At 61.9% G+C, this 20,988-nt stretch carries 20 protein-coding genes; 11 read left to right on the top strand and 9 right to left on the bottom strand.

Features of this window, described 5'->3' with window-relative positions; genetic code table 11:
* Positions 1–13: 13 nt before the first annotated feature.
* The 4 genes from JONANDRAFT_RS07195 to JONANDRAFT_RS07180 all read right to left on the bottom strand — a co-directional run bounded on the left by JONANDRAFT_RS07195 (position 14) and on the right by JONANDRAFT_RS07180 (position 3,858).
* Entirely contained in the window at positions 14–2,062 is a 2,049-nt protein-coding gene (locus JONANDRAFT_RS07195; RefSeq protein ID WP_008523374.1) for an AAA family ATPase, read from the bottom strand.
* 65 nt (positions 2,063–2,127) lie between these two features.
* Positions 2,128–2,712, bottom strand: coding sequence for a DUF1847 domain-containing protein (locus JONANDRAFT_RS07190; protein WP_008523372.1), 585 nt, complete (start codon positions 2,710–2,712; stop codon positions 2,128–2,130).
* Between the two features lie 85 nt (positions 2,713–2,797).
* A complete protein-coding gene (locus JONANDRAFT_RS07185; protein WP_008519570.1) occupies positions 2,798–3,217 on the bottom strand; it encodes a Fur family transcriptional regulator in 420 nt (139 codons plus the stop codon).
* 80 nt (positions 3,218–3,297) lie between these two features.
* Positions 3,298–3,858: a peroxiredoxin gene (locus JONANDRAFT_RS07180; protein ID WP_008519568.1), complete on the bottom strand. Its 561-nt coding sequence runs from the start codon at positions 3,856–3,858 to the stop codon at positions 3,298–3,300.
* A gap of 291 nt (positions 3,859–4,149) precedes the next feature.
* Between JONANDRAFT_RS07180 and JONANDRAFT_RS07175 the strand changes: the two genes are divergently transcribed.
* Positions 4,150–4,572 (top strand): MarR family winged helix-turn-helix transcriptional regulator, encoded by a 423-nt coding sequence (locus tag JONANDRAFT_RS07175; protein WP_008519564.1) that lies wholly within the window; start codon positions 4,150–4,152, stop codon positions 4,570–4,572.
* Positions 4,573–4,583: 11 nt separating this feature from the next.
* A complete protein-coding gene (locus JONANDRAFT_RS07170) occupies positions 4,584–5,069 on the top strand; it encodes an NUDIX hydrolase (RefSeq protein ID WP_008519562.1) in 486 nt (161 codons plus the stop codon).
* 69 nt (positions 5,070–5,138) lie between these two features.
* Here JONANDRAFT_RS07170 and JONANDRAFT_RS07165 read toward each other — a convergent pair whose 3' ends face one another.
* Positions 5,139–5,960: a M55 family metallopeptidase gene (locus tag JONANDRAFT_RS07165; protein WP_008519560.1), complete on the bottom strand. Its 822-nt coding sequence runs from the start codon at positions 5,958–5,960 to the stop codon at positions 5,139–5,141.
* A 53-nt stretch (positions 5,961–6,013) separates the two neighbouring features.
* On the opposite strand from JONANDRAFT_RS07165, the gene JONANDRAFT_RS07160 reads away from it, so the two are divergent.
* Positions 6,014–7,081, top strand: coding sequence for a DmpA family aminopeptidase (locus JONANDRAFT_RS07160; RefSeq protein ID WP_008519558.1), 1,068 nt, complete (start codon positions 6,014–6,016; stop codon positions 7,079–7,081).
* On the opposite strand, the gene JONANDRAFT_RS07155 is transcribed toward JONANDRAFT_RS07160, so the two are convergent.
* The 3 genes from JONANDRAFT_RS07155 to JONANDRAFT_RS07145 form a co-directional block, all read right to left on the bottom strand.
* The gene (locus JONANDRAFT_RS07155) at positions 7,059–8,870 is read right to left on the bottom strand and encodes a C69 family dipeptidase (protein WP_008523367.1); all 1,812 of its coding nucleotides are present in this window, start codon (positions 8,868–8,870) and stop codon (positions 7,059–7,061) included. The genes JONANDRAFT_RS07160 and JONANDRAFT_RS07155 overlap by 23 nt on opposite strands.
* Before the next feature lie 263 nt (positions 8,871–9,133).
* The gene (locus tag JONANDRAFT_RS07150; RefSeq protein ID WP_008523366.1) at positions 9,134–10,105 is read right to left on the bottom strand and encodes a biotin--[acetyl-CoA-carboxylase] ligase; all 972 of its coding nucleotides are present in this window, start codon (positions 10,103–10,105) and stop codon (positions 9,134–9,136) included.
* A gap of 111 nt (positions 10,106–10,216) precedes the next feature.
* Positions 10,217–12,289 carry a DUF3825 domain-containing protein gene (locus tag JONANDRAFT_RS07145; protein ID WP_008523364.1) on the bottom strand — a complete coding sequence of 691 codons (2,073 nt, stop codon included), beginning with the start codon at positions 12,287–12,289 and terminating at the stop codon, positions 10,217–10,219.
* 119 nt (positions 12,290–12,408) lie between these two features.
* On the opposite strand from JONANDRAFT_RS07145, the gene tal reads away from it, so the two are divergent.
* The 6 genes from tal to JONANDRAFT_RS07115 all read left to right on the top strand — a co-directional run bounded on the left by tal (position 12,409) and on the right by JONANDRAFT_RS07115 (position 17,395).
* A complete protein-coding gene (tal, locus tag JONANDRAFT_RS07140) occupies positions 12,409–13,500 on the top strand; it encodes a transaldolase (RefSeq protein ID WP_008523362.1) in 1,092 nt (363 codons plus the stop codon).
* A 15-nt stretch (positions 13,501–13,515) separates the two neighbouring features.
* Complete coding sequence (locus JONANDRAFT_RS07135; RefSeq protein WP_008523361.1) at positions 13,516–14,232, top strand: sulfite exporter TauE/SafE family protein; 717 nt, start codon at positions 13,516–13,518, stop codon at positions 14,230–14,232.
* Between the two features lie 110 nt (positions 14,233–14,342).
* Positions 14,343–15,683, top strand: coding sequence for an amidohydrolase (locus JONANDRAFT_RS07130; RefSeq protein ID WP_008519545.1), 1,341 nt, complete (start codon positions 14,343–14,345; stop codon positions 15,681–15,683).
* Between the two features lie 27 nt (positions 15,684–15,710).
* Positions 15,711–16,559, top strand: a complete 849-nt coding sequence (locus JONANDRAFT_RS07125) for a DUF3100 domain-containing protein (protein WP_008523359.1) — start codon at positions 15,711–15,713, stop codon at positions 16,557–16,559.
* A 3-nt stretch (positions 16,560–16,562) separates the two neighbouring features.
* Positions 16,563–17,051 (top strand): hypothetical protein, encoded by a 489-nt coding sequence (locus JONANDRAFT_RS07120; RefSeq protein WP_008519541.1) that lies wholly within the window; start codon positions 16,563–16,565, stop codon positions 17,049–17,051.
* Positions 17,052–17,188: 137 nt separating this feature from the next.
* On the top strand, positions 17,189–17,395 hold the full coding sequence (locus JONANDRAFT_RS07115) for a DUF1858 domain-containing protein (protein ID WP_008519539.1): 207 nt from the start codon (positions 17,189–17,191) through the stop codon (positions 17,393–17,395).
* Positions 17,396–17,532: 137 nt separating this feature from the next.
* Here JONANDRAFT_RS07115 and JONANDRAFT_RS07110 read toward each other — a convergent pair whose 3' ends face one another.
* Positions 17,533–19,227 (bottom strand): gamma-glutamyltransferase family protein, encoded by a 1,695-nt coding sequence (locus JONANDRAFT_RS07110; protein WP_008523356.1) that lies wholly within the window; start codon positions 19,225–19,227, stop codon positions 17,533–17,535.
* Positions 19,228–19,667: 440 nt separating this feature from the next.
* Between JONANDRAFT_RS07110 and JONANDRAFT_RS07105 the strand changes: the two genes are divergently transcribed.
* Both JONANDRAFT_RS07105 and JONANDRAFT_RS07100 read left to right on the top strand, forming a co-directional pair.
* Positions 19,668–20,450: a hypothetical protein gene (locus JONANDRAFT_RS07105; protein WP_008523355.1), complete on the top strand. Its 783-nt coding sequence runs from the start codon at positions 19,668–19,670 to the stop codon at positions 20,448–20,450.
* Positions 20,447–20,986 carry a hypothetical protein gene (locus JONANDRAFT_RS07100; RefSeq protein WP_008519532.1) on the top strand — a complete coding sequence of 180 codons (540 nt, stop codon included), beginning with the start codon at positions 20,447–20,449 and terminating at the stop codon, positions 20,984–20,986. Before JONANDRAFT_RS07105 ends, JONANDRAFT_RS07100 begins: the two co-directional genes overlap by 4 nt.
* Positions 20,987–20,988 lie beyond the last annotated feature (2 nt).

Here is a 20,988-nt window from a genome sequence, read left to right as displayed (position 1 = left end):
AGCTACGTAAATTCTATTCTATGACGGTCTTTGCTCTCGGGCAGGGTGAATTGCCTGACAGAAACCTGGGCAAAGTTGCGGTAAAATGCCGGGCCTCAAGCGGGCAGCCCTCGCCGAGACAGAGGGCTGCAGCGCTTTCGGTCCACCGCCGAAGCGCGGCGCCGCTCATGCTGTCAGACTCTTTTGCAAGCTCGCCGACGTCGCAGAGCGCGGGAAGGCGCAGGCCCTTCAGCGCTAACGACAGAATCTGCGCCCGTTCGGTCTCGTCGGGGAGTTTCAGCTCGATCTGCCGGTCAAATCGGCAGCCGGAAAAGACGCCGCTGTCCAGCAGGTCCGGCCGGCTTGTGGCGGCCAGAATGAACACCGCGTCGTCCGGGGTCAGCCGGTCCATTTCAAAGTAAAAGACACTCGTCAGGCCATTGTCGCGCCCCCGAGGACGAAGGAGTGCTTCCGCCTCGTCGAAGAACAGGACGGCCGGCGCCGCCCGACGGGCTGAGACGAAGATCTCCCGAAGCGCCCGAGCCGCCTCGGCTGGACCAGCCGCACAGAGCGCCGGTCCGCTGGCCGAGAGGAAGATGGCGGTTCGCTGTCCCGCGACGGCCTGAGCCAGCATGGTTTTTCCCGTCCCGCTGGGGCCGGAGACCAGCGCGCCCCGAGGCGGCCGTATGCCTGCGTCGAGCAGCCGGGGCGCTAAAACGAACGCCTGTTTCGTCAGGTCCTTCAGCTGCGCCTTGGCGTCGGCGAGTCCGCCGATATCGTCCCAGCTCACCGGAGCGATTTCCGTCCGTAGCTGGCGGGTCACAGACGGCGACAGCTGGGCTAAGGCCTTTTTGAAGTCGTCCATCGTCACGGCTTCGGCTTCCAAGTTTTTCGGGAACGTCCCGTCTGGGGCGATCCGACGCCACGCGGCCAGAGCCGCCTCGCGGACCAGCGCGGCCAGGTCCGCGCCGACAAAGCCGTACGCCTGAGCGGCCACTTGGTCCAAGTCGACGTCGTCGGCTAGGGGAACGGGCTGGCAGTGAACGGCCAAGATTTCTTTTCGGGCCTGCCGCGTCGGCATGGGAATTTCGATTTCCCGGTCAAACCGTCCGGGCCGCCGAAGCGCTGGGTCAATCGAGTCGGGCAGGTTTGTGGCCGCCATGACGACGACCTGACTTCGGGCCGGCAGCCCGTCGAGCAGAGTCAAAAGCTGGGACACGACCCGCCGCTCCACCTGCTTTTCAGCGCCCATGTCCTGCCGACGGGGGGCGATAGCGTCCAGCTCATCGATGAACACCACGGCCGGAGCGTTCTGCTGCGCTTGGGTGAACAGGTCGCGGAGCCGCTCTTCGCTTTCGCCGTAGTACTTGCCGATGATCTCCGGGCCGGAGATTGACGCGAACCACGCGTCGGTTTCTTGGGCGACGGCCCGGGCGATCAGCGTCTTGCCGGTGCCGGGCGGCCCGTAGAGCAACACGCCCTTCGGAGGCTCAACGCCAAAATGGGCGAAGGCTTCCGGGTGGACGAGCGGGAGTTCGACCAGCTCCCGAACCAGCCGAAGTTGGTCTGACAGTCCGCCGACCGACGCGTACCCCTGAAGTTTCCCGCTGACGGGCGGAACAGCACGGGTCAGACAGATTTGGCTCGAGGGGGAGACGAGCAGAAAACCCGCCGGCGACGCCGACAGAAGGCGGAACCGAGCCGTTTCCCTTGCCAGCTGAAGCGTTATCGTTTCCCCAACCGCCAGCGCCGTATCGGTTAGGGCGTTGGTTAGGTCCTGCGGCGAGACCGACTGGGGAAGCGGCGAAAGGGGCGCCAGCGTTAAACTGGCGGCCCAAGCCCATGGCACGGCCTCGAGGGCAATTCTCCTGCCGGCCTCAAGGCCGAGCTGAGAGGCCAGCGCCGCGCCCGCGATGACTTGGTCGGGCTCCAGCCCTTCGTCAAAACAGGCGAAAAAAGGGAGACTTCCCCCGACGAGGCGGGCGAGTCCTTTTTTTCTGCCGCCGGATAGGGCTATAGAGCCCGGGCCGAGGAGCATTCCCTTCAGGTCAGGGCGAATGGATATGACGCGCAGTTGGGGCATTCTTTCCTCCGATAGTTTTTTCGTGCCCGGACTTTTGCCGAATGAGACGGCAGAGCACGAACCGTTTACGACTTGCGGGGCTCCATATGGCCGCCGAGCCGGCGGGTCAGGTACGGACAGGTAAAAGCGGCCACCGGGTTATGGCCGAGCCGGCGGTCTTTCACCACCACGACGGTACAGGGTGCCGCGCTGTGGCGGAAGAAGACCGAGTCGTGTCCCACGCACAGTCCCATCACGACGTTGAAGTCGGTTTGAGCCTCGTTCATCACCGCCGCCTGTTCGGCCGGGTTGCACGACAGAGGCCCAAGCCAAGGGCGTTGCTCGTGTCCCATCTCCGCTTTTGTCAGCCCGCCGATTTTGCAGCAGGCCGAAACCACTTCAAACTCGCGCTCCAAAACAGCCGCGTAGGTCTTCGCCTCGTTGGCCAGCCCGCCGCAAAACGCCAATCCAATTCGACGGTAGCCCATACGCCGGCAGAACTCGATGATCTCGTCGGCTCGGCACATCTCGCCGTAGAAATCGGCTTCCACTGACGCTGCGACGGTCATCAGTCGCTCGTCGAGCTCGTCGTACCTTGACCGGGAACCAAGAACCCGGCACGCTTGGCCTTTTGTGCTACACCGCATGGTGGAACACTCGTGACAGTTCACGGCCTCACCCCCTCGGATCATATTGTAGCGCAGGCCGCTCAGCGGAAAGCGAAGAAAAAGCCCGGTTCGGAAGAACCGGGCTTTTTTACGCTGACGCTGTTTGAGCCTCCGACGAGGCTTCCTTTTCTTTGCTCAGGCAGTCGGGACACAGCCCCTGAAGGAGCAGTTCCCATTCGGTCACTTGGCAGTCGTCCGGGATGCTCGACAGGTCGACGACGGGACGCGTCGGCCAGATGTCGTAGATCTCGCCGCATCGACAGCACTTCAGGTGCAGGTGCGGCTCCTGAACTCCTTCATAACGGGCCGGCGATGTCCCTTCAATTCGCGCGATCATGCCGCTCTCAAGAAGGGCGTCCAGATTGCGGTACACCGTTCCGAGGCTGATCGACGGCACGGTTTTCTTTACCTCGTCGTACACTTGGTCGGCGGTGGGATGGTAATTTCGCCGCTGGAGAATCTCAAGGATTGCTTCCCGCTGTTTTGTTCGTCTCTGGACCAAAGTCATCACCTCCGTATCAAGAGCCGTCCCCCGACGCGCAGCGTTCGAGGGACGGCGGACGGGATATTATGTTCCTGTGGAAAAAGTTAGATCTTGCCGACCAGTTCCTTGCCCGGGGTCAGAGCCTCGTCGCCGGGTTCCCAGCTGGCAGGGCAGACCTGTCCGTGCTCAGCGGCGAACTTCGCGGCCCGGAGCTTGCGGAGCAGCTCCTTGCAGCTGCGGCCCACGCTGGGCTCGTGGATTTCGATGGTCTTCAGCACGCCCTCGGGGTCGATGACGAACGAGCCGCGCAGGGCCAGCCCCGCGTCTTCCATGTAAACGCCGAACGCCTTCGCCAGCTTGCCCGTCGGGTCGGCCAGCATGGGGAACTTGATCTTCTTGATGGTGTCGGAAGCGTCGTGCCAAGCCATGTGGGTGAACTCGGTGTCGCAGCTGACGCTGAACAGCTCGGCGCCCTCTTTCTTGAAGGTCTCGTAGTTGTCGGCCATCTCGCCCAGCTCGGTCGGGCAGACGAACGTGAAGTCGGCGGGGTAGAACACGATGATCCGCCATTTTCCGTCGTAATCGGAGAACTTGATCTCCTTGAAGTCGTCGTCCTGATAAGCCATGGCGCGGAAATCTTCGATTTTGTCGTTAATCTTGTACATCAAAACTCCTCCTTAATCAAGCGCAGATAAAACTGCGAGAGATGAGAAACCGCTCTTTAACTTTCTGGCGAAATTCTACCAAGGGAAAACCGACCGGTCATCATTGAAATCACTTATTGATAACTATTCTTATTTTACTAGGCGGCTCGGGGTCTCTTCGCCGGTTCAGCGGCGTTCAGGAGATAAAGGGAAGGCGAAGAAGGGAATAACCGCCTTATTTTGCAATTTATTTGATAGTGGCGTATATTGTTATACAAATAAAATCTAGCCGTTTGACGAGGGACATCGAAAATGAACGAAGGAATAATGGACAAGGCAGCAGAGTTAATGTTGAACCTGTGCGAGACCCTTTCTGGCTGGGAATCCAGCGTGGCCAAGCTCGGCCGGCTGTCGGTGCCTCAGCTGAAAGCGCTGTGCGTCATAGGTCGGCACAGGGACGTGCGGATGAAGGACGTGGCGGATCGGCTAAAGCTGACCACAGGGACCGTGACGGTGATGATTGATCGGCTGCAGAGCATGGGACTGGTCAAACGGATCCGCTCGGAGATGGATCGGCGGTCGTATCAGCTGGCGCTGACGGAACAAGGGCAGGCGGTGTTCAACGAGCACGATCGGCGTCAGAACGATATGCTTCGCCGGCTGTTCGCTCGAATGGAGCCAGAGGACTTGGACGGATTCATGCGGGGAGCGAGGGCGCTGCTCCGAGCCCTGTAGGCTGACCTGCGATGGAAAGCTTTTCTCAGACTGAGCCGCTTGAGGACGGCCGGCCCTATCTTGGGCCGGCCGCTAAGGTGACGCCGGAAGATGTGTTTTTCCCGCCGTCGGTGCCCGACTGCGACGTGTCGTTTGTGGTGATGCTCGTCAGGGAGAACGGCCGGCTGCTGGTCTGTCATCATCAGGGCCGAGGCGAGTGGGAGCTTCCCGGCGGCAGGCGGGAGCGGGGCGAGACGCCCTTCGAGGCCGCGGCGCGGGAGCTGTGGGAAGAGACCGGCGCGCTGGAGTTTGAGCTGACCTTCCTCGGCTGGTACGGGGTGAGAGGGCCGGAGGGCCAGACGTTCGGCGCCGCGTACTCGGGCGTCGTGTCTTCCCGTGGGGACCTGCCGCCCTACGAGATCGCGAGCGTTTGTCCGGTCGACCAAGTGCCGGAAGGCGGCTGCGCCTACCCGGAAATTCAGCCGGCAATTTTGGAGCACTTCGCCGGGCGGTTCTGATCGGCAAAAAGTAACGAAAAAAGCCCAGCTGACGAAAGTCAGCTGGGCTTTTTCTTGCCGATTTAAAATTTATTGCCCTCCGAGGGAGATGAGCGTTCCCGCGTATCGGCGCATGACGGCCATGCCGCGTCCGGTCACCCGAACGGTCCGGCCGCCGATTCGTTCGGTGCAGGGCAGAATCGCCGCTCGGTCGCACTGGTGGGTGAAGTGGAAGGTGATCTGCAGGTCGAACTCCTGCGGGCTGGGCGGGCAGGAAATTTCACCGCGGATGAGTTTTCCGACGGCCTCCGCGGCGCGCTGTCTGATCAACTCGGAGCTGGCGTCAGGCGGAAGGCACGTGGCGGCAAAACGGCTGTGAGCGGTTTTGACTTGGGCGGTAACGACGTCGGGGCCGAGAAGGTTGACCGCCTCGTCGCAGACGGCTCTGTCGCCGGTCACGAGGGTCACCGGGACGCCGCACTCGGCGCAGACGGCGGCGTTGATTCCTGTTTCGCCGACTTCGCGGCCGTTCAGGGTGATCGAGTAGACCGTCCGGCCCGAAATGGTGTGGTCCAAAATCGCCAGCGGCGTTCCGGCCGCGGCGTGGTATCCGACGAAGAACGCGCCGTCGCAGGTTTCGACGGCCTGAACCATGCTGAGCGGCTTCGGAGTGCCGCTCAAGAGTTTGACCTGCGGGCCAAACTCCCGAATGTCCAAGTTGATCATTCGGTCGTGGGAGTCGTTCACAAGGACCTCGTCCGCGCCGCCGGCGAGAGCGCCTCTGACGGCCGACGCCACGTCGTGACACTCCATCTGACAGCCGAACGCGTATTCCGGCTCGGAGCTGATCGTCTGGCAGGGAGCCGTGACTCCTGTGCAGCCTTCCATGTCGGCGCTGATATATATTCTCATCGGGGAAGCTCCTTTCCAAGGCCGGTATAATGGGCCCAAGGTGAGGTGATACGATGAACGTTGACTTGTTGGGGCAGGGACTGTGGACTTTGCCGCGGGGAGGGGGCAACAGCATTTCAGACGTGCCGGGCGTTTTGGTCGGTCACGTGACGCTGTCGAGCGGGGCGGTCCAGACCGGCGTGACGGCCTTGGTGCCGGGAGACGATCTGTTCTGCCGCAAAATGGCCGCGGGCTGCTGGGTCGCCAACGGCTACGGGAAAACCGCCGGGCTGGTTCAAATCGCCGAGCTGGGAACGTTGGAGACGCCGATTCTCCTGACGAACACCCTGTCGGTCGGGGCCGTCTGGGACGGTCTGGTCGGCTGGCTGATGGAGCACGAGCCGTCGATCGGCCGGGAGGCCGGCACGGTCAATCCGGTGGTCGCCGAGTGCAACGACGGCTTTCTGAACGATCTGCGGCTGCGCTCTGTGACGCCGGAGATGGCTCGTCAGGCGTTGGACGCGGCCAGCGTCAACTTCTCCCTTGGCTCGGTCGGAGCCGGCCGGGGGATGAGCTGCTACGAGCTCAAGGGCGGGATCGGGACGGCCTCCCGTCGGGTTGGTTGTTACACGGTCGGAGTTCTCGTCTTGACGAATTTCGGCTCGCTGTCTGACCTGACGTTGAGGGGACAACCCACCGGGCGGTTCATTGGGCAGAAGCTGTCCGGCGGGCGCGAAGCCGGCCCCGACGGGTCGGTCATCGCCGTGATCGCGACCGACGCGCCCCTTTCGAGCAGACAGCTGACCCGGTTGGCTCGACGGGCGACGGTCGGGGTGACCCGTCGGGGGGCTTTCGTCTCCCACGGCAGCGGGGAGATATCGGTCGCGTTTTCCACCGCGTCCCGGATTCCATCGGGCCGAGGACCGTTCAATTTGCCCGTGATGGGGCCGGAGGCGGCCAACGACTTCTTCAGGGCGGTCGTGGAGGGGACCGACGAGGCGGTGCTTCGCTCCATGCTGGAAGCCCAACCGGTGGTCGGCCGGGACGGTCACAAGCGGCCGAGCCTGCGCGACTTCCCTGACGCTCCCGGCCTTGAAGGCGTCCTGGAGCCGGGGAACTTTACAGGCTGCAGCTGCCGGTGAACGTCTCCCGAGGCTGGGCCGGTCGGACCGTCAGCCGTCCCAGTGCGGCGATCGGCTGGCCGCTGACGTCGTGTCCGGCAAGCCAGAAGCCGCCGGCGCACGGCGCGGCGCTTTCTGTCGCTTCCCGGGCGCGGAACGCGACGCTCCAGCTCGTCGGGCCGACCTGCCGGAGCGAGCCGGCCAGGGGCGACGCCCAAGTCATCGGCGCCGAACCGCTCTGGCCCAACCGAAGGGAGCTCTCGAACGGGGACGTGCCGCACTCAAACGAGACGGTCAGCTGGCAGTCCGGGTCTGACTTGTCGACTTCATGGGGCGAAAACGACGCCTGAGCCGGTCCGAATGGCGCGAGAAGCGCCTTCATTTGTCTGTCGGTTTCCTCCGCGTCGCGCTTCGCTCGGCTTGATGACAGCCTGCCGGCTTCTTCCCAGTCGCCTTGATCGGCCAGCCGGCAGCGGTCGAGCCGGGCTTCTTCGGCCGAGGCGTCAAGCTCGTCCTGCCGCTTTTTCCGCCACTCTGAGACGGTCTGATGAGCCGACGAGTACAGCAGGTCGATGAGAGTTTGCCGCTCGAACAGCTTGTGCCAGAAGGCCCCGTCGTTCAGCTGGCTTGGGTCTGACTGACAGTGTCGGTCAAGCGCCGCGGCCGGATCGTCCAGCGGGTCAAGCTGGGGCGGAAGCTCGCCCAGCAGGTCGAACGTCTGATACGGCGACAGGCAGGGGCGGCCTTGGGCAATCTGAATTTCCGTCAGGTGCGGGTTGGCGTGGGGCAGGACGACCCAGCTTTCGACTGTGCCGCCGGTACAGATACGCCGCCGGGGCGTGTAGTGGGGCGAATGGCCGGCGAAGTCGATGGTCAGGTCGTCGGGCGTGCCCTCGTAGTGATCCTGAAGAATCGTCCGAACGTCCCGGTCGGTCAGCGGCCTGTTCGGCGTTACCGCAAACGGTAGTTTTTCGTCCGCGCCGGGCATACGGCCTGTCAGGGCGGCGACGGCGTGCCGGTGCCGGTAGGTGTTGCCGTCAACGCGGACCGAGCCGGGGTCTTGGTACGCGGCCGCGAAGTCGAACGCCTCTTCGCCGCAGCCCCGGGGACACCAGCCCCTCGCCTGAGCACGGCTGATCGCGTCGGGCGACAGGAAATGAGGGCGGTCCTTCAAGTCGCCGCCTTGAATGGTGAAGTGGTTGGGAATGACCGCGGCCATGTGGTCGTCCAGGCGGACGGCGCAGTAGACCTTGCCCATGGAGACTTGGAGGACCCACGCTTCTTCGGCGTCGGCGACGGCGTAGCTTCGCCCCGGCGTTCGGTAGCCCCATTGGTTCAGAAGCCGGCATGCCAGCTCGACGCCATCTCTGGCGCTTCTGGCCCCTTCGGCGAGCGCGCGGCGAAGGCCGTAGGCGAGCCCCCCGCCGGTCAAGTCCGGCTCGTCGTCCTTGCGGCTGTGGGCGCAGCTGTTGCTCACCAAAACGACGCCCCACTCGTTGACGAAGCAGTCGGCCGACGACATGCCTTTCTCGTCCCGAACTTCCGTCCAAAATATCTTGGGTGTCGTTCCCGTTAGGGCTGGGCGGGCGGCGTACTCTTCGCAGATCATTCGGGCCCCGCCGCTGTAGGTTCGGGCCGGCACGAGGCCATGACGGACCACGAGCCGCCCCGGGTCGTCCTCGTTGTGTCCCACGATGACCCGGCCGTTGGCCGACGCCTTCTTCCCCACCAAAAGGGTAGTGCAGGCTTCTCCCCGCCGGGCGCAGAGAAACAGAACTCCTATGACGGCCAGTGCCACAATTGAACTCATGTTTTTCACCTCGCGCGTCGTTTTGTCCCGCCGTCGGCGGGGCCGTTCCCCGCAAGACTAGTTCACGAACAGACGGCTGTCAACGAGCCGCCATCGGTTTTGGCCTCGCGGGCTGGCACAAAAAAGAGGCGTTTCCATTTTTGAGGGACAAAAGGGGGACCTTTTTTTGCAGAAATTTCTCTGCGCTGGCTCTCGTTTCGGCTTGCGTTGCGTTAAGACTGCTCGTTATTCGGTCCCGCTACGAGCAATAAACCTTGTCCCTTTTATTTCTGGTGGCCGAGATGAACTTCGCCGGACAGCAGCCGGCGAAGTTGTCCGTCAGCCAAGCGGACTTCAAGCCGGCCGACACTGTCAATTCCGAGGACAATCGCTTTTTGAGCTAAACCGGCGTCGTCGGTGAAGCTGATTTCCCTGCCGGTCAGAGACGATCGGCGGCGGCAAATTTCAAGCGCCTGGGGGGACGCCGGATTGGCTAGGTAGTCGTCGAACAGCGGCTCGAAGGCGTTGAGAAACTTGGCCAACAGGGCGGTTCGGTCGTGAGTTTTCCCGCTAACAGCGGCAAGCGACGTGGCGATCCCCTCGATGTCGGGCGGAAAGTCCGTCTGGTTGACGTTGAGTCCCACGCCCATGATGACCCAGTGAATCCGGTCGAGCTCGCAGCTCATCTCGGTCAGTATGCCGCAGACTTTCTTCCCGTTCAGAAGCAGGTCGTTGGGCCACTTGATCTGAGGCTCAAATCCGGCGGAAACGAGAGCCTGCGCCATGGCCGCCGCGCCGATCTGGGTGATGAGAGCCGCCCGCGACGGCGGCAGGGCGGGCCGCAGCAGCAACGAGAACTGGAGCGCTTGACACTGGTCCGAGTGCCACGTCCGGCCGGAGCGGCCTCGTCCGGCGGTTTGGTGCTCGGCGGCGATCACGAGGCCGTCGGACGCTCCTTCACGGGCCCTCGTCCGGCACAGCGTGTTGGTTGAGTCCACTTGCGCGAGGATCTCGCATGACCGTCCAATTCGGCAGGTCGTCAGCAGCTCGGCGAGTTTCATCCTGTCCAGCCGGTCAGGCTCGAAGGCGAGGCGGTACCCTCTTCGGGGCTGAGCCTCAATAAGATAGCCGTCGCTGCGAAGCATTTGAACGGCCTTCCAGACCGCCGCGCGGGTGACGCCAAGCAGGGCGCAGATTTTCTGTCCTGAGACGAATCCGTCGGACTGCCTCAGCGCCTGAAGGACTGAGTCTTTCATTCGCTTCACCTCCATGGATTTTTTTATTGTGGCGCGCCTTGGCTGGCTGGTCAAGGCGCGGAGCCAAAATGAACGAGGCGCGTCCGAATCAATCGGACGCGCCTCGCATCGTTATTTTTTCCTGCGGAATAGGTTCCACAGCATTGAAAGGGCAGAGTTGGCCCGAGGAGATTGGTCCAAAACGGAGCAGGTCTCCTTCGGGGCGTTCTCGCGCTCGCTCTTGACTGGCTGAGCCGCGGTCCTTGGGCTGCGCGCTCCGCCGCGTCCCTTGCGGCGGGAAAGGCGCAGGGTTTGCTGCGGCTGGGAGTCCTTTTGGCTTTCGTCGTCCTGGAGCACCGGCGCCGGCGGCAGGGTCAGAGGGTCGAGCCAAGGGACCGTCGGCCGGAACATCACTCGAGCCGAGCGGTAGACCCATCGAAGAGGGTAGATCGTGTGCCCTTGGTACCCGACCGAGCCGATTCGCTCGCAGATCAGGGCCAAGTCGACTCGGCTTGACGACGTCAGGTCCAGCGGCAGCGCGAGGCCGAGCGTCTGGCGGCTGATTCGGTAGATCGGAACGGCCAGCCGGTAGTCGTACTGAAGGCGCTTCATCACGTTGTCGATGGCGCCTTCAAAAATCGATTTGAGCCGCCGATGGGTCAGCGGGTTGGTCCGAAGCTCCCGGCGGCACGACCGGACGACCGACAGGTCCTGAATGAACGGCGCGCCGTTCGGGACGTCCAGTCCGACGAGCCGGAGCACCTCGCCGGGGATCCGGCTGATCTTGTCCACTAGGACGTGGTTCCAGTCCACCTGCGGTTCGCCGGCCGACAGGTCGTAAATCAGCTCGTCGGCGGAGCGTGAAAAGACGGCTCTGGGCGGCAGAGGCGAGAAGTTCTTCAGCAGCGGTTTGCCGTACTGGCCCTGCCCAGGCAGGCAGAAGTCGAGCAGCTCCCAGCTCTCCGACTTGCGGCCGAAGTAGGCGAAGATAGGCTCGCAGTTGCGGTCCAGCAGGCCGGTGTTGAACGCCGCGATCTCTTTTTTCCTGTCAAAGCCCAGGCCGCCGAGCCGCTTGACTCGGGCAAACGTGGCCCGGACGTACTCTTTCAGGATTGACAGCGGAAGCTCGTCGTCGTGGAACTCCCACGGTTCCGGCAGGGCCATGCCGGCGAGACGCCGGTACTGGTCGTCGGAAATGGCCGCGAAGTTCTTCAGCGCCCAGCTGCCCGACCGTTCTGTCGAGGCCCGCTGAAGGGCCTTGCTGGCGCTGCGGGCCGAGCGGGTCGAAGTTCTTTTTTGTGGCTCGCTTTTCGGCTGAGCCGGCGCGGGCTGGCTCGGTTCGGGCGCGGGCGCCGCGTTTTTGCGCAGCAGGGCGTAGACGTTGTTTCTCTGTTTGTCCCGCTGGAGCGTCACGGCGCCGGCCATGCGGCGCGTCAAAAACGTTGACAGGCACGAACAGCCGTACAGCTTGGGGCGGAATCCCGGCAGCCGGTCTTTCAGCCGGTCGGCGAGGCGGCTCAGGTGCATTCGCCCGTCCGGCTCGGCGCTCAGGAGCTCTTCCACCGCTCGAAGCGCTTCGTCCACAGGCGGCTGATCGGACGCGCCCTTGTCCGTTTGTCCGGTCACTCGAAGCTCAGCACAGACGGACTGCTTTTCTCCCTTGCGCAGCGAAACCAGCTCGGACAGCTGGCGGCTGAGAAATGATGACAGCCTGGCGCTTCCGTAGTGGGAAGGGCTCCAACCCGGCAGAGAATCGTTCAGCGACGAGCCCAGCTGGCTCAAGTCGAGCTTCTTGCTCGGGGCTTGGGACAGCGCGTCGAGGGCGGCCTGTCGGACTCGCTCAATCGGGTAGGCCGTTTGCTCTGCGTCGGCCGACGGCTTGGGATCCGCCGGAGCTTCTTCAGGCTCGTCTGAGCTCGCCGGGGCCGCCGAAACGAGCCGAACGGTCGTCGTGTTGGTCCGCTTGTCCAGCTGGAGCTCCACGACGTCGCCCAATTTCCGCGACAGCAGGGACGACAGCTTGGCGCAGCCGAAGACGTTCGGGCGAAAGCCGGGCAGCCGACTTCGGAGCAGTTCCGACACGTCGTTCAAGTCCATTTGAGCGGACGGCGCGTCCTTCAGGGCCTCGCAGACGGCATCTCTCACTTGAAGAAGCTGCGGCTCTTGGCCGTTCGACGGCGAAGTTTTGTGTTGTGGTTCGCTCATGTTTTCCTCCTTTCTGAGGTTTCCCTCCGATGATAGGAGCATGGTAGCATATTTCCACGGGCTGCGCCGGCGGCCTATCGTATAATCAAGGAGAACTCTGACGGTCGGGAGGCTGGAAAATGAACAGGCTGGAGAGCGCCTACAAGGCGGGACAGAGCATTTGGTACGATCACATCAGCGCGTCGCTTCTCAATTCGGGCAGGCTGGCCGAGCTGACGGCGCAGGGAATTCGGGGCGTCACGTCGAACCCGTCGATCTTCCGCGACGCTATTGTCGGTTCGTCCGACTACGACGAACGCATTGCCGATTTGGCCCGGCAGAAGCTGGGCGATCAAGAGATCCTTGAAGCCCTCGAGGTGGAGGACGTGACCGCGGCCTGTGACGTTCTTCTCCCGGTCTGGGAGGCGTCGGGCGGAACTGACGGCTTCGTGAGCTTGGAGGTTTCTCCCAATTTGGCGTACAGCGCGGACGAGACGGTCCGTCAGGCGACAGACCTGTGGCGTCGGATCGGCCGGCCGAACGGGATGATCAAAGTCCCTGCGACGCCGGCTGGGTGCGAGGCTATTCAGACGCTCACCGCCGAGGGCGTCAACGTCAACGTCACGTTGATCTTTTCGCCTCGGCAGTACCGGGCCGTCGCAGAGAGCTTCCTCCGAGGGCTTGAAGCGCGGCTCAAGGCCGAAAAATCTCTGGCCGGCGTGGCGTCGGTCGCGTCAGTCTTCGTGAGCCGTCTCGACACGGCGGCGGCGAAGCCGATGGCCGACGCGGGGCTGGAGAGCGAGCCCGGTCAGGTTGGGGTGGACAACGCCCGGCTGGTCTATCAGGACTTCATTCGGATCTTCTCGGGCGCCCGGTGGAACCGGCTTGCCCAGTCCGGTGCGTCGGTTCAGCGTCCCCTGTGGGCCAGCACGTCGGTGAAAAGGGGCGACTGGCCGGACTGCCTGTACGTCGACAGTTTGATCGGGCCTCACACCGTCAATACGGTTCCGCCTAAAACGCTCGACGCGTTTCTTGATCACGGCGCCGTGAGAGATTCCGTCACGAGCGACGTCCCTCTGGCTCGGTCGCGGATGGCCCAACTGGCCGCCTGCGGAATCGACGTGGAAAGATTGGCGGAGGACCTGTTGGCCAAGGGAGTGGAACAGTTCGTGACCGCGGCAGACCAGCTGTTGTTGGGCGTGAAACAGAAACGGGCGGCGCTGGGATTTTAGGGAGGACGCGGAGGAATGGTCCAACTTCTCGTCGGCTCGGCAGTTTTCTTCTTTGGCAGCATGCTGCAGGGTGTCGCCGGATTTGGGTTAGGGCTGATCGGCGCGCCGATCCTTTTAATGTTCTACTCGACGTCAATGGTGACGGCCATGCTGGCCATCTTCGCCAGCAGCTCCAACTTGGTCATCCTCTGGAGCTTGCGCCGGTCGGTCAACCGGCGGCTGTACCTTTTGCTTTTGGCCGGCGCCGTGTTTGGGATTATCCCGGGGGCGATGATCCGTCATCTCGTGCCGCTGACGGCGTTCAAGTGGATCATCGGCGTCCTCATCATCGGCTGCGGAGGCGTCTTGGCGACTGGCTGGCAGCTCAAGCGCCAAAACGACATGCTGACGGTCGGCGTGGGATTTCTCGCCGGCGTTCTGGGCGGGTGCCTTTCAATTGCCGGCGCGCCGGTGTCTATTTTCCTGACCGCCGGCGAGCTGTCCAAGAACGAATTTCGCGCGACGATCTCCTTGTTTTTTCTGTCGGTCAACGTCTTGGTGACCGCCGCGCTGGCGCTGGGCGGGCAGCTGTCCTTCGAGCTGGTCAAGCTGGCGCCGATTTACATATCGCTCATCTGCCTCGGCAGCGCTCTGGGAACCCGTCTGGGTTTTTTTGTGCCGGCTCGCGTTTTTCGTCTCGTGGTGATCTGTCTGATCATCTGTTCCGGAGCGTCCTTACTTATTTTTTCGTGAAATTTATAAAATTGGACATAAACAGTAATTCAATGTATAATACAATCAATACATTGTCGTGCTGAAAGAATAAACAGCACGGCATTCTTTTTACGGAAGGAGTTGAATCAATGACGGGGACGAAAAAAGAACTGAAAGCGATGGTTGTTTCGTCCATTGACCGACGGGCCGAAGAGTCCCAGCAGTTGGCGTCGAGCATCGCCGAGACGCCGGAGCTGGGGTACTTCGAGTTCCAGACCTCGGAGAAGATCAAGAAGGCGCTCGAGGCTCTGGGTCTGAAGGTGGAGAACGGACTGGCTCGGACAGGGCTCAAAGCGGTCCTTCAGTGCTCGACGGACGGTCCGACAGTTGCTGTCATCGGCGAGCTGGACGGCATTCCCTGCGTCGCGCACCCCACAGCCGACCCTAAGACGGGGGCCTCTCACGCCTGCGGCCACAACCTGCAGGTCACCGAGATGGTAGCCGTCGCGGCGGCGCTGAGCGATCCGGCGGTTCGGGGCAAACTGTCCGGGCGGGTAGCCTTCATGGCGGTGCCGGCGGAGGAGTTCATCGAGATCGACCGCCGTACGGCGCTCCGCGAGGAAGGCGCCATTGCCTATTTGGGCGGGAAGCAGGAGCTTGTCAGGCTGGGCGTCTTCGACGACGTGGACATGGCCATGATGGTTCACGCCGGAGGACACGCGCCCGAGCCGGGGTTTGACGTGCCGGATCTGAGCATGGGGTTTCGGGCGTTCTCGATCCGCTACAAGGGCAAGGCGTCTCATGCCGCCGGCGCTCCGCACGAGGGAATCAACGCCTTGAACGCGGCAATCATTGGCATTGGGGCTGTCAACGCCCTGCGGGAGACGTTCCGCGACGAGGACAACGTGCGGGTTCACTTCATCATCACAAAAGGCGGCACGTCGGTAAATTCCGTGCCGGACGACGTGAGACTGGAAGGGTACGTCCGCGCCCTGTCGACCGACTGCATCAACAGGACGTTTGACCGGGTTATCGACGCGTTTGAAAGCGGCGCTAAGGCCGTCGGTGCTTCCTTCTCCGCCTCGTCCCTGCCGGGGTATCTGCCTCTCAAGTGCTCAGTCCGGCTGAATGACCTGTTCTCAAGCAACGCGGAGGGGCTCGTCGGCGCGGACCGGGTCAAGAGACACACTGTGTTTTCCGCTTCCACTGACTTGGGCGACCTGACCCAGATCATGCCGGCCATTCAGCCTCTGGCGGGCGGAACCGACGGGGCGCTTCACGCGCCGGAGTTCGGCGTGGTCGACTTTAACTCGGCGGTGCTCGCCCCGGCGAAGGCGATGGCGATGACCGTGATTGATCTTCTGGCCGACGGCGCCGCGGAAGCGAAAGACCTGTTGGCGAACTTCACCCCTGTGTTCAGCAAGTCCGGCTATTTGGCCAATCTGGACGCGTCGTTCGGCGTCCGATCAAGCGGCCCGGAAAGCCGATAAATCATTCGTAGCGAAAGGAGAAGGGCAATGACTATTGTGGAAAAGGCTTTGCGCAACTGGAAGCTCCACGTGCTTGTGGTGATCCTCGTCATCATCGCGGAGCTCATCGGGACGAGGAAGTTTCCCATCGGGATTGGCACGCTGGTGGCCGTTCCGCTCCTGTATTCGTTTATTCTCGGGGCGTGCTGCGGAGCGCCCAGCCTGAAATTGTTGAACAAGGACGAAATGTTTCAGGCCTCGTCGCTGGTGGGCGTGACGTTCTTCTTCCTCATGGCCCGCTATGGGACGCTGGTGGGGCCAAACTTCTGGAAGGTCTTGGCCCTCGGACCGGCGTTGATCTTGCAGGAGTTCGGGAATATCGGCACGGTTTTCCTTGGGATTCCGTTGGCCGTCCTGCTGGGACTGAGACGTGAAGCCGTGGGCGCCGCGTTCTCCAACGCCCGCGAGCCCAACATCGCCATCATCGGCGAAAAGTACGGCTTGGACTCTCCTGAAGGCTTCGGCGTCATGGGCGTGTACGTCGTCGGCACCGTTTTCGGCGCGATTTTCTGCAGCTTCCTCGCGTCGGTTGTCGCCACCACCATGCCGTTCTTCTCTCCTCAGTCTTTGGCGATGGCGTGCGGCACCGGCAGCGCCGGCATGATGACCGCCGCTGTTGCGCCGCTGACCGAAATTTGGCCGGCTATGAAGGACGAGCTCGTCTCCTTGGCCGCCGCGAGCAACATGATGTCAGGTCTCGACGGCGTGTACATGTGCGTCATTTTGAGCCTGCCGCTTTCGAACTGGCTGCTTCGCGTGCTGGGAGTGAAGGACGCCCCGAGCGTTCCTACCGGCTCGTCAGCCTATGCCGTTGGTCAGGAAAAGAAGGGAGAGTAAGCCATGACTTTCCGCCAGATGTTTATGTTCCTGCTGATTTGCCTTGCTCAGTGTCTTGTCGGTAACTGGGTTTCCGGCGGCGGTTTCGGCATGATTTCCTCCGGCGCCGGGACGGCCAGCCAGCTGTTCATCGAATCGATCCCCGGCATGTTGATCCTGCTGGCCATTATTCTGGTCGGCGTGGGCATCTCCAATGCCATCCCGTGGAAGGGGTTCCCGGCCGTCGCGTACATCGTCACGCTCGGCTGCATCGTCACCGTTCCCGGTTTCCCTGGCGCTGAGTTCATCACCAAGTGGGTGTCCAAGATCAGCTTCATCGGCCTGTGCACGCCCATTCTGGCTTACGCCGGCCTTGCTATCGGCAAGGACCTGCACATTCTCAAGAAACAGGGCTGGCGCATCGTCATCGTCGGGCTGTTCGTCTTTGTCGGCACCTTCCTCGGTTCTGCGCTGATCGCCGAAATCGTGCTTCGGATCATGGGCAAGGTTTAACCCGCTCAGCTCAACGGAAGAAAAAGGATCGAACCGCCCTAGGGCGGTTCGATCCTTTTTTGAAAGCTCGGTTGTTTTTAGCCGATTTGACCGTATAATTATTAAAAGTTACCAGAAAAAACTTTGGGAGGTCAACGATGAAAATCACCAAGGACATGAGTATCGCTTCGATCGTCGAGCAGTATCCAGAGACGATTCCGGTGCTTCAGCAGGTGGGCATGGGGTGCCTTGGCTGCGCTATCGCTCACTTTGAAAACATCGAGCAGGGCGCGCTGGCGCATGGAATTGACATTGAGGGCCTCATCAAAGTTCTTAACGACACAGTGGAGGGCGCCGCGCGCTGAGCGGCGGCGTCCCTTCTTCAGCCGTTTGTGCCGAGCTCGCTCGGTCGGGACGGCTTCTTTTGCGCGTCGCGCCCAAACGCCCGCAAAAAACTCCGCCCCATTATTTGGGGCGGAGTTTTTTCTATCCCAAGCAGGTGTTACCACGCGGCGATGCACCCGTCGGTCCGGGACTCAGTGCCGCCGACCAGAGTGCCGTCGTCGGTGCGCCAGATGATCTGTCCCCGGCCGAACGTCCCTTCCAGCGTGTTGTACCGAATGTCGTGGCCCATTCTCTGGAGCTTGCGGACGTCTTCGGCAGGGAACGACGTCTCGGCGTCGACCGTCAGCCCATTGGACCACTGCCAGCGCGGCGCGTCCAGCGCCTGTTGGGGGTTCATGCCGAAGTCGATGGCGTTCATCAGGACCTGTACGTGTCCCTGCGGCTGCATAAAACCGCCCATGACCCCAAACGGTCCGACCGGTTTGCCGTCCTTGGTCAGAAAACCCGGAATGATGGTGTTGTAAGGGCGCTTGCCCGGCGCGAGGACGTTGGCGTGGTTGGGATCAAGCGAGAACCCACGGCCTCGGTTGTTCAGAGAGATGCCGGTTTCGGGAACGACGACGCCTGACCCGAACCCGCCGTAGTTGCTCTGGATGAACGACACCATGTTCCCCTCGCCGTCAGCGGTGCAAAGATAGACTGTGCCGCTCGTTTCCAGATTGCCAGCCTCAGGAACCTGAGCCCGATCGGTGATCAGCCCGCGCCGTTTTGCTCCGTACTCGTCGGAGATCATCTCCGCCACTGGGACCTTGGAGAAGCGCTGGTCTGCCACGTATTTCATCGCGTCAGCAAAGGCCAGCTTGATTGCCTCGATCTGAAGGTGAGCCGTCTCAGGGCCGCGGTTAGTGAACGTGTAGCCTTTCAGGATATTCAGCGCCATCAGGGCTGTGATCCCCTGACCGTTGGGCGGCAGTTCCCAGACGTCGTAGCCCCGGTAGTTGACGTGAAGCGGCGTGACCCACTCAGGCTCCACGGCTGCCAGGTCTTCTTCCGTGATGTAACCGCCGGTTGCCTTGGAGAACGCGGCGATCTTCTTTGCGATCTCGCCGGTGTAAAACGCCTCGGCGTTCGTCTTGCCGATCAGCTCCAGCGTGCGGGCGTGATCAGGCAGCTTCCACAGTTCGCCGGCGTGCGGGGCCTTCCCATCGTGGGCGAAAACGTTCCGCCATTCCCGGCACTCCTCGGGCGAATGGGAGATGTATTTATCCGCGCTGCGGTTCCAGTAGTACGCCACTGTAGGCTGGACGGTAAATCCGTCTCGAGCGTACGACACCGCCGGAGCGAGAACGTCAGAAAGAGGCAGCTTCCCGAACCGCTGGGACAGGACGGCCCAGGTCTTCGGCGCTACCGGTACCGTAACAGCCTTCCAACCCAACTCGGGGATGGTCTTGAGGTCCTTGAAGGCGTCCAGAGTTAGGGCCTTGGGAGCCCGACCGCTGCCGTTGATGCCGTACATCTGACCGTTCACCCAGAGGATCGAGAAGTTGTCGCTGCCCAGTCCATTACTGGTAGGCTCGACCACCGTCAGAGCCGCTGCAGTAGCAATTGCAGCGTCAACGGCGTTGCCGCCCTTTTTAAGGATCTCCAGTCCGGCCTGTGCCGCCAGCGGGTTGGACGTGGCGACCATACCTCTGGAACCGTAGACGACGTTGCGCCGCGCCGGATACGGGTAGTAATTGGGGTCAAACGACATCAGAGAATCCTTCGCGGCCGCTGGTTGTGCGGCACAGCAAAGAAGGGCCGCAGCTGCGGCGGAACGGCAGAGAATTGAAAAAAGGTCCGAGCAGTTCATGTTATCCCTCCAGTCTTTAAAAAACGTCTGAGTTATTTCCGAGGGGAGCAAATTTGGCGAGATATCAGTAGGAATTAGGTCATCGTATACACCTCTTTCAGGCGAGGCATGCAAAATATGCTCGAAAACCTATTAGGATAAGTTCAAATAATAAACAAATATATATTTTATATTTATAAATGAATTAGCATTTATTTACTATCCTAAAGTCAGGCCCGCGAAATAATATACGTAAAACACCCGATTTGCGACCGGAGAAGCCGTTCGGCAGAAGAATATTGGCCGATCTGGCAGGGCTAAACGCGGCAGTTGAGAGATGAAGTGGCGAGTCGTTCGTTCTCAGAGCCGCTCGCTGGGTGAAAAGAATTACTTGAAAGATAAGCAATAAATATGATAAAAGAAATTGTGTAATGAGATCGCTGGAGAGACAAGGAGGGGCGATGAGAAGAGCCGGGACCACTCTCGTTGAGGTACTCGTCGCGCTGTCAGCCGCCGTTCCTCTGCTGTGGGCTACTGGCGCCCTTGTGAGCGGGGCCCTTTTCTGTCGGTTGACGAGCGCCGATCCCGTCCGAGGGAGCCGGACGGCTTCGAGCGTCGTCGCTTGGATGGAGTCGGCGGTCTCCAACAGCGGCTTGGGATTGCCGAGCCGGTGGGAGCGTGGGCTATTTCGCGTCGCCGGCCATGAGCCTCGTTGGTCGGGGTGGGGAAGACCCGTGACGGTCGGGCGCAAGCGTCTGGGAGGCTTTGTTCCCTTGCCTGACGGCACGGCGGGCAACGCGGTTCGGTTGGTCACCGCCCTTCGGCGGTCTGGCGTTGCCGGGACGGAAAACTGTTGGGCGCGGGCCGGACAGCTGTTCGACTGGCGTCATGCTGGTCGGTTAGTTTTTGAAGGCGCTGGGGTCTCTCATCCGTCCCGTTGGGCGCTCGTGCCGGGGATGAACGTTCCGGTCTTTCTTCAGGGCGAAACGACGTTCCTGTCGGCTCGGGCTCTGACGGCTCGCGACGCCGTCTTTCCCGCCGCGGCGGACTGGTATCGTCTCGTGGCGGTCGAACTCTGGTTTGAGGACGGCGCCGTTCGGGTGAATTATCAGGACGGTTCGGGCAATCAAGTCCTGTTTTCGGGCGTCCAGGATTGTTGGTTCCGCGCTGGAAGCGGTGAAGTTGAGCTTTTCATCAAAGCCGGCGGGGCGGTCCGAGGGCGGTCTTGGAGGATCGAAAGATGAACCGGAAAGGCTTTGCCCTGCCGCTTGTTCTCGTCGCGCTGGCCGTCGCGTCGGCGGCCTGTTATTCGTCCCTCAGGTGGGGCCAAGAAGCCGCGGATATTTGGCGGCAGGAGAAAAACGGCGCGGAACTGTTCCTTTCGTGCCAAGACGGTTTGTCTCTGGCCGAGCGGTGGCTTATCGCCGAACGGCCAGGACCGGCAAGCGGCGAGCGGCCCGCGGTGGCGGCTGGAAATGGGCTTGAAAAGCTGCGCTTGTCCCTTCCATCGGAGATCGCCAGCCAAGTTTCCGGCGGCGTGAACCGGAAGGCGGAAGTTTTCTGGCCCCTATACGCCGTGACCTCCGGGAGCGTTGCCGACCAAGCAGTCTTATGGCCGCCCGACTGGTCGGCTCAGGAACTTGAACCGGGCCGAAAGCTCTATGTTATTCGAGTGACCGGCACCGTCGAGGCGACGAAGGAACGTCAGGAATGGGAAGAGCTGGTGTCCATCGGTACCAGCGGCGAAGAGATCCGCCGGCTGTACAGGGTGAAACGATGACG

Source organism: Jonquetella anthropi DSM 22815, assembly GCF_000237805.1.
Classification (GTDB): Bacteria; Synergistota; Synergistia; order Synergistales; family Dethiosulfovibrionaceae; genus Jonquetella; species Jonquetella anthropi.
The sequence above is the reverse complement of the archived record's forward strand: the minus strand, read 5'-3'. Positions and strand labels throughout refer to the sequence as shown.